The organism is Pseudomonas sp. PS02303, from assembly GCF_029959925.1.
Classification (GTDB): Bacteria; Pseudomonadota; Gammaproteobacteria; order Pseudomonadales; family Pseudomonadaceae; genus Aquipseudomonas; species Aquipseudomonas mandelii.
Genome location: NZ_JASCOM010000309.1, coordinates 1 through 6372 on the forward strand (window position 1 = coordinate 1; position 6372 = coordinate 6372).

A 6372-nucleotide genomic window follows, 5' to 3' on the forward strand; every position below is an offset into this window, starting at 1 on the left:
AGCCATGAACAGGCGTTGTGCTTGCGGGCCTCATCGCCAGCAGGCTGGCTCCCACAATGGATCCGCGTGCACAGGATCACTGTGGGAGCCAGCCTGCTGGCAATACAAAACTATTGAGCACTTCGCGCCGGCAACAGCTTCAACGTACTGCGCGTATTGGCCGTGACTTCTTCGTTATTGAAGTGCGCCTCGTAGTAAATCCCTTCGACATACGCCTCGGCCTGGTCTTCGTAGTGGCTGTCGAACGGCACGCCGCTCTGGCCGACCGGGTTGATGGTCAGGCTGTGGGCCGGGTCGGCAAAGTCCACCAGGCGCCGCGTCGATGGGCCATACGTCACCGGCCACGGCGCCGGGCCGATCTTGGCCGAGAGGTTGTTCGGCACTTCATGGGTGCCGGGCGCCGCGAACGGGCCGACGTTGAAGATTCGGTCCAGCGGCTTCTGCACGCCCAAGGGGTGATCGTGGGTCAGGGTGTGCGCCTTGCCCCACTGCCAGTGCGCGACGTCAGGGCCAAGGGTGGTCTTTAGGTGGGCGATGCTCGCTTGCCAGGCTACTTTCACTGTATCGGCGCGGGTTTCCTTGCCGAGGGTGTTGCGGTTGTCCCACCACGGCGAATCGGCCGTCGCGGCCAGGCGGGGTAGCGCAGCGTCGATCACGCGAGTCGAGAGCAGGGTCTCGAAAAAATCATTCCCCAGCTCATCGTGCATCGTCGCGTCGGCCAGGTTGAACAGGAACTGGTTGAACAGCGTGGCGCTGGTGGAATCCAGCGGGTAATCGCCTTTCCATTGCGCCAGTTGCTCGACCAGTTTCAGTTCGGCGGGATCGCTCACCCCTTCACGCAGTACCGGCAACAGCGGCGCCAACAGACGCGGGCCGTAGGCGGTGGTGGTGCCCAGTTGCAGCTTCTGGTTGGCCTCGTTGTCCCATTTCACGCTCTTGTCGCTGAGCTGATGATTGAGTTGCTGGCCGCGATCGGCGAGGTTGTAGTAACCGGGAATCTCCATGCCAGTCGGCGAAACGGGCTGAAAGTTCGCCGAGACGATGTAGCCGCGCGCCGGATTTTCTTCCTGCGGGTTGGCGCTGAACGGGTAGAAACCCTCCTTGTCCGCCTGATTGGTGCTGCCGTCGAGGATGAAACCGGGTTTCACCCCGGCCGCACGTTTGGGCAGCAGCGCCGAGGCCCACCAACCGATGTCGCCCTTGGCGTTGGCGTAGACGATGTTCAATCCCGGTGCCTGAACCTTGGCCGCTGCGGCGCGGGCCTTGGCCAGGGTGTCGGCGCGGTTGAGCTGGTAGAAACCTTCGAGGATCGGGTTCGGCGTTTCAAGGAACGCCCACCACATGGACACCGGTGTCTTGCCGGCGGCAGTGCCGAGTGCATCGTTGATGATCGGGCCGTGGGGCGACCGACGTAGCGTCAGCGTGACCGGCGCCTGGCCTTTCACCGCGATCTGTTGCTCGGTGTTGACCATGTCGACCCATTTGCCGCGATACCAGACCTGGTTCGGGTTGTCCGGGTTGATCTTCTCGGCGATCAGGTCGAGGTCGTCGTTCTGGAACATCGTCAGGCTCCAGCCGAAGTCCAGGTTGTGGCCGAGAAAGGCAAACGGCACCAGCGCCTGATGATGACCGTAGAGCTCGAAGCCCGGCGCCGACAATTGCGCCTCGTACCATACCGACGGCACCGAGAAGCGAATGTGCGGGTCACCGGCCAGCAGCGGCTTGCCGCTTTTGCTGCGGTTGCCGGCAATCACCCAGGCGTTGCTGCCTTCGAACTGCGGCAGGCCGTTGTCGGCCAAGGCCTGTTCGCTCAGGCGGGCGAGGGCGTTCAGGTCTTTCCAGTCACCGGCAGCGAGGGCGGGGCCGGGTGTTGAGCGCGTCTTGGCCAATACGCCTTTGGGCTGCCAGTCGAGTTCGAAAACACTCAGGTACTCGACGCCCAGTTGGTCGCGCACAAACGTCAGTAAAGGTTCGGTGCGAAACGCGGCGGCAAAACTGTACGCCATGTAACCGGCGACGCTGATGCTGTCTTCGGCGGTGAACGGGCGCTTGTGGATGCCCAGCACGTCGAACTCCATGGGCGCCGCGTGAGTGTCCTGATACTGGTTGATGCCATCCAGATAGGCTTCCAGCGCCTTCCATGCCGGTGACTGACGATCCAGTGCGGCCACATAACTCTCGGCGCGCTCCCGGATACGCAAGCTGCGGAACAGTTTGTCGGTGTCGATCAGTTTCGGACCGAGGATTTCGGCCAGCTCACCCCGGGCGAGGCGGCGCATGGCTTCCATCTGGAACAACCGATCCTGAGCCTGCACGTAGCCGAGGGTGCGGTAGAGGTCGGTTTCGTTTTCGGCGCGGATATGCGGCACGCCGCGCTCGTCGTAACGCACGGTCACCGAGCCCTGAAGATGCTGCAACTCCACCTGGCCCTGGCGCGTCGGCTGCTTGATGTACACGTACCCGCCGACCCCGATGACGAGCGTGACGATCAGCAATACAAGTACGGTCAGGACGCGTTTCATGGTGACTCCTTGTTCTTCGGGATTGCCGCCCGTGCGGGCTGCAAACATGTAGCACAGACCTTCTGTGCCGGGCATCGCGGTCCTGGAAAAGTCAGGATTGCCTTACTTCGCTTCCTCCGGCCAAGGGCAGTAGCAACCGACCGCCAGCGTATGGGTGGCGCCCACCGCACGACCTTCGCTGAGTGCTTGCAGGATGGGCTCGATAAAGCTGTTGTTCGAATTGCAGGTCAGGCCTTCGCTGTACGGGCCGAAGTAGGCCAGTTTGCCGCTGCGGTCCCAGATCGCCACCGCCGGGCTGGCGGGGATCTGTTCGGAACCCGGGAGAACGGTGATGGTTTTCAGGCGGCTCAAGGTGCTGGGCAACTGACCGTGGCTGCCGGGTTTTTGGACCGCGTAAAACTCCACGCCCTGCGGTACGTATTGATCGACCAGTTCAGTCAGGTGTTGCTGGTTGCCGACATTGCACGGGCAGGCAGGGTCCCAGAAGTGCACCAGGCGTATGGCACCGGGGCCGGCGAGGTCGGCGGGCAGGCGCAGCGGATCACCGGAAAATAACGCGGTGTGCGAACTGAATGCGCGCAGGTAGCGCCCCTGAAACCAGTCATAGGCCGCCCACAAGACGCCGGCACACACGAGGGCGAGCAGGCTGGCAAGCAGTGTGGTGCGGTAGGCCGGGCGCATGGGTTTCAATCCTCGAAGGTCGGCTAGCTTGCCATGCTTGCCGCGACAGATGAATATCGCAGGCCCATAAAGTCTGTTTAACGCTCTGGAAATAGCTCATGTCTGCCACTTTCGACCCCGATCATTTGCGCGCCAGCCTGCGGCCATTGGCCGAATGGCAGCCGCTTTCGGTGGAAGCGCTGGCCTATCAGCGGTTTTACGGGCTGGATTTTCCGGGGCGAATGCTGCGCCGCGGATTGGGGCGTTTCGAGGTCGATGGCTATGAAGTGGTCAGCCAGGTCTGGTGGCCTGACCAGGCGAAGGCGACTCTGTTTATGTTCCATGGCTTCTACGACCACACCGGGCTCTACCGGCATGTGATCGAGTGGGCGCTGGATCAGGGCTTCGCAGTGATTGCCTGCGACTTGCCGGGGCATGGCCTGTCCAGTGGCGAGCGGGCGAGCATCAAGGATTTCGCCGAGTATCAGCACACCCTGGAAGGGTTGCTTGCCGAGGCGCAGTCGCTCGACCTCCCACAGCCATGGCACCTGTGCGGGCAAAGTACTGGCGGGGCGATCGTGATTGATCATGTACTTAACCACGGTGCAGACAGTCCGGCCCAGGGGCAGGTGATACTGCTGTCACCGCTGGTTCGGCCGCGCGCCTGGGGCTGGTCGCAGCTCAGTTATTACCTGCTCAAGCCTTTCGTGAACGGCATTGCCCGGCGCTTCAGCGAGAACTCCAACGACCCTGAGTTCCTGTCGTTCCTGCAAGCCGATCCGTTGCAAGCGCTGCGACTGCCAACGGCGTGGGTCGGTGCGTTGGCGCGGTGGATCAAGCGAATCGAGGCGGCACCGAACAGTCCACGGCGACCGCTGATTGTGCAGGGGCAGTCGGACATGACGGTGGATTGGGAGCATAACCTTGAGGTGTTGAAGGCCAAGTTTGATCGGCCGCAGGTATTGATGCTGCCGGAGGCGCGGCATCATCTGGCGAATGAGACGGTTGGGTTGCGGCGGGAGTATTTCGGGTTTTTGACCAAGCGGATCAAGGGGCGGAATCTTTAGCGCAAGTGAGGGCCGCATCGCGGGCAAGTCGGTGTATCAGGCGCTAAAGATTACTGACTGAGATTCGCCGGATCCTGCCCCACCGCCAACCCCGCCCGAATGGCTGCCAGCGCTGCCTGGTAATACGCCTTGCCCTCGGTGGACTCGGCAAACGTGGCGAACTCTTCCAGTTCTTCATCCGACAGATCGCGATACACATACAACAGCGTGTTGTTCAGATCAGCACCAATCTGTTCCATCAACCGCTGGCGCTGTCCGTTCAACACCCCTTGCGCCTGACCGCCACCGAGCAACCCCGGGATCATCGAACTCAGGCTGTCAGCCGCGACACCGGCGATCGCCAGGCTGACTTCCGCACCAGCCTCGCGAGCGGGCAGGGCCTGGGCCAGGTGGCCGATGATCAGCAGACGGCTGTCACTGGCCTGAATCTTCGGCAAACCCTTGGCGTTTTTCGCCAGTTGATCGCGACGGGTCGCCAGCAATTCGGCGGCGACGATTTTCTTGCCCAGCGGGGATTGAAAGAAGGTCAGCGCCGGTTGCGGATCGGCGAGGCTTTTGCGCAATTGAGCTTCGGCGCGCTGGTCCACGGCCTGGGAGGCGAAACGTTGATTGCTGTTGTTCACCAAGGCTTGAAACACCGCCGGTGGCAGGCTGTTCTGGTAGCGCTGCTGAGCGGCAGAGAGGGCGTCGTTAAAATGCGCGCGCTGATCTGGCCAACCGGCGACCTTGTACAACTGGTCGTGGCCGTCTGCCCAAGCGGGCAACACACAGAGCATCAGCAATGAAAAAAACAAACGGCGCATAGGGACTCCTGTCAGCAGGCGACTATTCTCCGTGCGGCTTTCGTACTTGTCGAGAATTCGTATCAGTAATCCGACAAATCCTCCGCCGCGCGGCTCTGTCGGATTTGCAGGCACAGGAATACTATGCGCGCCATGCAAATATCCTCTGATCACCCGCTGCTGTTACGTATCGTCGACGACCTGGCCGAGCGCGGCTGGTCGCAGCAGAATATTTTCCTGCCTCTGGGTCTGACCCGGGAACTGGCGGCTGAGTGCCGTAAACGTGCAGCCGAGGGCGAATTGGCCCCGGCGGCCGTGGGGCGAGGGCCGACGTCGGAGATTCGCGAGGGAATCCGCGGCGACCACATCCAGTGGATCGAGCCCGGCCAGGCGTTGGCGTGCGACAGTTACCTGAGCTTGATGGACAGCCTGCGCGAGGCGATGAATCGCGGGTTGTACCTGGGCCTGGAAGATTTCGAAAGCCATTTCGCCCTGTACCCGCCCGGTGCGTTTTACCTCAAGCATGTCGATCGTTTTCGGGATGACGACCGGCGCATGGTTTCGGCGGTGATCTACCTTAATGACGGCTGGCTGCCCGAGCACGGAGGCCAGTTGCGCATGTACCTGGAGGACGGCGTCGAACATGACGTGGTGCCCACTGGCGGATGCCTGGTGGTGTTTCTGTCAGGCGAGGTGCCTCACGAAGTCCTGCCCGCGACCCGGGATCGCCTGTCATTGACGGGCTGGTTCCGGCGCCGCGGTAACGAGCCGTTCTGATCATGCAGAAGATTCTGGTAAGCCGCTGCCTGCTGGGCCATCGCGTGCGTTACGACGGCGGGGCGAGCGGGCCGTTCGATCAGCTTCAACAGTGGCTCGATGAAGGTCGCGTGGTGCCGTTGTGCCCGGAGGTTGCCGGTGGTTTGCCAACACCCAGGGCTGCAGCGGAAATTCCGGGCGGGCAGGGCGGTGAAGTGTTGGATGGCCACGCCTCCGTCATCACTACCGAGGGTGAGGACGTCAGCGCCGAGTTTCTCTCGGGGGCTTACCAGGCGCTGGAGTTGGTGCGAAAGCACGGCATCCGCATCGCCGTGCTCAAGGCCAACAGCCCGTCGTGCGGGAATTTGTTGACGTATGACGGGAGCTTCAGCGGTGTGAAGGTCAGCGGCGAGGGGGTGACGGCGGCGTTGCTCAAGCGCCATGGTGTGCAAGTCTTCAGTGAGTTGGAGCTGGCCGAAGCGTCCGCTGCATTGACCGCGCAAGACTAACCACCTACACGCCCTGCAGGAGTGAGCCTGCTCGCGATGAGGCCATACCAGTCAACGGTGACGTTGAATGTTAGGC

Annotated in this window: 6 protein-coding genes; 3 read left to right on the plus strand and 3 right to left on the minus strand. The window is 62.1% G+C overall.

Annotated elements, in window-relative coordinates; all coding sequences use genetic code 11:
- Positions 1 to 110: 110 nt before the first annotated feature.
- Positions 111 to 2522 carry a penicillin acylase family protein gene (locus QMX98_RS31160; protein ID WP_282411906.1) on the minus strand — a complete coding sequence of 804 codons (2412 nt, stop codon included), beginning with the start codon at positions 2520 to 2522 and terminating at the stop codon, positions 111 to 113.
- Positions 2523 to 2624: 102 nt separating this feature from the next.
- On the minus strand, positions 2625 to 3203 hold the full coding sequence (locus QMX98_RS31165) for a DUF6436 domain-containing protein (protein WP_083375517.1): 579 nt from the start codon (positions 3201 to 3203) through the stop codon (positions 2625 to 2627).
- 98 nt (positions 3204 to 3301) lie between these two features.
- Here QMX98_RS31165 and QMX98_RS31170 point away from each other — a divergent pair, with 98 nt between their 5' ends.
- Positions 3302 to 4249 carry an alpha/beta hydrolase gene (locus tag QMX98_RS31170; RefSeq protein ID WP_169857162.1) on the plus strand — a complete coding sequence of 316 codons (948 nt, stop codon included), beginning with the start codon at positions 3302 to 3304 and terminating at the stop codon, positions 4247 to 4249.
- 50 nt (positions 4250 to 4299) lie between these two features.
- On the opposite strand, the gene QMX98_RS31175 is transcribed toward QMX98_RS31170, so the two are convergent.
- A complete protein-coding gene (locus QMX98_RS31175) occupies positions 4300 to 5052 on the minus strand; it encodes a DUF2059 domain-containing protein (protein ID WP_010466707.1) in 753 nt (250 codons plus the stop codon).
- Between the two features lie 123 nt (positions 5053 to 5175).
- On the opposite strand from QMX98_RS31175, the gene QMX98_RS31180 reads away from it, so the two are divergent.
- A complete protein-coding gene (locus QMX98_RS31180; RefSeq protein ID WP_042932493.1) occupies positions 5176 to 5808 on the plus strand; it encodes a 2OG-Fe(II) oxygenase in 633 nt (210 codons plus the stop codon).
- 2 nt (positions 5809 to 5810) lie between these two features.
- Positions 5811 to 6296 (plus strand): DUF523 domain-containing protein, encoded by a 486-nt coding sequence (locus QMX98_RS31185; protein ID WP_102594808.1) that lies wholly within the window; start codon positions 5811 to 5813, stop codon positions 6294 to 6296.
- Positions 6297 to 6372 lie beyond the last annotated feature (76 nt).